This is a genomic window from Gordonia paraffinivorans, from assembly GCF_900683595.1.
Classification (GTDB): Bacteria; Actinomycetota; Actinomycetes; order Mycobacteriales; family Mycobacteriaceae; genus Gordonia; species Gordonia paraffinivorans.
Window position 1 is genome coordinate 1 of the sequence record NZ_CAACYD010000002.1, and the last position, 2,790, is coordinate 2,790.

Here is a 2,790-nt window from a genome sequence, read left to right on the forward strand (position 1 = left end):
GGTGCGGGGCGGTACCGAGCGCGACCCGCACGCGGTGCGTGGACGGTAGCCCCCGGTGCGGGGACCGGGAGGTCTGCTTCAAGGCCGCCGAGGACCGCCCGCGGCGGTGCCCCGCCAGGGGCACCGGGAGGCCGAAGCCACTTGCGGATCCGACTGCCCGCGGCACTACATGACAATGCCGGTTATCATGTAGTCTGTGACTCCACCCCCATCAGCCCGAACCCACCGCCAACCCTCGGGCCACGAACGGCTGAGGTCACCACGGGGCGACGACCCGGACGATGGCCGAAGCTCCAAAGGCAGGCCACACCTATTCCACCTATTCCTCTCCATCGGCGCCTTTGCCGTAGCCGTTGGGGTCACCATCGGCGGCGCTGTCGCTTTCGGGACCCTGGACGGGCCACCGGAAGAGCTCGGCCGGGTGGGGCAGATCATCCTCTTCGGCCTCCTTGGTTCCATTGGGGTTTGGATCGCGTTCGCCTTCTACCTGTCCAGCCGCGGGGACCGGGCCGTTGCGGAGCGCGCCCAGCGGAGCCTGCAACGCGCCGAGGACCAACTGGCCGCAGACGACCAGCTGACGTTGCCAGCCCTGTGGGAGGTCACCCAGAAGCGACTGGACTACTACCACCAGATCGCCACCAGCCAGGCCCGGACCAGCTTCCGCAACGCCCAGGCAGCGATGGTCATCGGATTCGTGCTGCTGGCGGTGTTCGCCGCCCTGGCCGCCGCCGCCGACACCACCGCCGCCGCGGCAGTGACCGGGGCGCTCGGCGCGGTCGCCGCCGCGCTGGCCGGGTTCATCTCCCGCACCTTCGTGCGCTCCCAGGAAAGCTCGGCCGGACATCTGCGCTCCTACTTCGACCAGCCCCTGGAGTTCTCCCGCTACCTGGCCGCCGAACGACTGCTGAGCAGCGTGCAGCACCTGGACGGCCAGCAGCGCGCCGTGATCCTGGCCGACCTGTTGCGCACCGTCATCGCCCCCGGCGGCGGCGCTGGCGCGGACGGTGCCGCGGCCGCCCCGTCCGCCATCACCATCAACGTGCCGCCCACCGCACCGGCTGCCCCGTCCGGCCAGGGAGGTCCCGGATGATGCCGTTCGCCGCGCCCGCCGACGATCCCGCCGGTGACGCCGTGCCGCTGTCCGGGCGCGTCCTGACGGCCGCTGACCGCCGAGCGGCGGACGCCGGGACACCAGAGGGCGCCTCCGGCCACCCGGGCACTCTCCATGGCGCTGAGTGTCCCGCCGCCGGTCAGGCGGGGGCGCTGGCGGTGGCCGCGCCGGTCCCGCTGACCGGGCGGGCCCCGGCCCGCACCCCCCGCGAGCTCGCCGAGCTGATGCGCGCGCACGGGCTCCCCGAGGCCGCGCTGACCGCGACCGCAGCGTGGCTGTCGGGGGAGCGGCGGTCCTCCCCGCGCACGCAGGCCGGGTACGCCCGCGACCTGGCGTGGTGGCTGACCTACGCCGCCGCCCGCGGCCTGGACGCCGCCGACGTGCCCCCGGCCGAGGCCGACCTGTACGCCGCGGCGCTGCGCGCGGCCGGGCTCGCCGACGCCACCCGCGCCCGCCGACTGTCGGCCGCCTCGTCCTGGTACGGCTACCTCACCCGCGCCGGAGCGACGGCGCGCAACCCGTTCGGCGAGGGCATGGAGCGCCCGCGGCCACCGGCGGCCTCGACCACCCGCGGCCTGTCGGAGGACGAACTGCAGCGGCTGCTGGCCTACGCCGCGGTCCGCGAGTCGCCGCGCACCTACGCGCTGCTGGCGGTGATGGTCGCCACCGGCTGCCGCGTCTCCAGCGTGACCGGCACCACCCGCGGCGGCCTCGGCCGCGACCGCGGGCACGCCACCCTCGACCTGCCCGTCAAGGGCGGCGGCACCAAACGCCTGGTGCTCCCACCGTTCGCCGGCGACGCGCTCGGAGCGCTACCTCGCCGACCGCGACGCCCGCGACCAGGAGCGCGCCGCCGAGCGAAACGACGCCGACGCCGATACCGGGCCCGCGGCCGATCCGCCGCTGTTCGTCACCCGCACCGGCCGCCCCATCGACCAGCCGCAGGTGTTCCGCCTCGTGCGCCGCGTCGCAGCCGCCGCCGGAATCGACCAGGCCGACCAGCTCTCCCCGCACTCACTGCGCCACTCGGTGGCCACGCTGCTGCTGGACCGCGGCCACCCGCTGCACATCGTGCAGGACTTCCTCGGCCACGCCGACCCCCGCACCACCCGCGTCTACGACCGGGCCCGCGAATCGCTCGACCGCTCCCCCGCCTACGACCTCGGCGCCGCCCTCGCCGCCGGAGTCGCCCGGCACGCCGGCACCTACAGCGCCGCCCGACCGTAGGAGATCGGCAGGAGCCTTGCAGGGCCCCGGCAGGGCCTCCTGCGCGCGTAGGCGCGCAGGCGCGGGCGCGCGTGAAGCACTCCAGGAACTCCAGAAATCCCTCGCGAGCGCGGTCGACGATCCGTCGCCGGGAGCTCGCGGCGGCCGCCGTGACGTTTCGCCCGATACGTATTACGCGCGTAGACGCATAGCGAAACTCCCGGACGCGATCCGCGCGCACGCGCGTCGACGCCTCCCGAAACTCCCAGAACTCCCCGGGCTTAGTCGTCTGGGCCGGGCTCGGGCTGGGTTGCGGCGGCTTCGACGTCGTCCAGAAGCGCGCGCAGCTCGGCGACCACGGCGCGGGCCTCCTCCGGCCGGGCCCGGGCGGCGGCGCGGAACGCGGGCCGGGTGACCGTGCGCCGCACGACGGAGCGGAGCCGGTCGGCCTCGGCCGCCCAGACGGCAGCGGG

The 2,790-nt window shown here is 75.1% G+C and carries 3 protein-coding genes and 1 pseudogene; 3 read left to right on the forward strand and 1 reads right to left on the reverse strand.

The window, feature by feature from the left end; translation table 11 throughout:
* Positions 1 to 421: 421 nt before the first annotated feature.
* The 3 genes and pseudogenes from E1P53_RS00790 to E1P53_RS20625 all read left to right on the forward strand — a co-directional run bounded on the left by E1P53_RS00790 (position 422) and on the right by E1P53_RS20625 (position 2,338).
* Positions 422 to 1,090 (forward strand): TRADD-N-associated membrane domain-containing protein, encoded by a 669-nt coding sequence (locus E1P53_RS00790; protein ID WP_131733192.1) that lies wholly within the window; start codon positions 422 to 424, stop codon positions 1,088 to 1,090.
* Positions 1,091 to 1,335: 245 nt separating this feature from the next.
* Positions 1,336 to 1,602: pseudogene (locus E1P53_RS21025) on the forward strand (site-specific integrase); the annotation flags it as partial.
* A gap of 412 nt (positions 1,603 to 2,014) precedes the next feature.
* The gene (locus tag E1P53_RS20625) at positions 2,015 to 2,338 is read left to right on the forward strand and encodes a tyrosine-type recombinase/integrase (RefSeq protein ID WP_244941083.1); all 324 of its coding nucleotides are present in this window, start codon (positions 2,015 to 2,017) and stop codon (positions 2,336 to 2,338) included.
* Between the two features lie 260 nt (positions 2,339 to 2,598).
* Here the strand turns inward: E1P53_RS20625 and E1P53_RS20375 are convergent.
* A partial coding sequence (locus E1P53_RS20375) for a hypothetical protein (RefSeq protein ID WP_165484380.1) occupies positions 2,599 to 2,790 on the reverse strand: 192 nt, incomplete at its 5' end.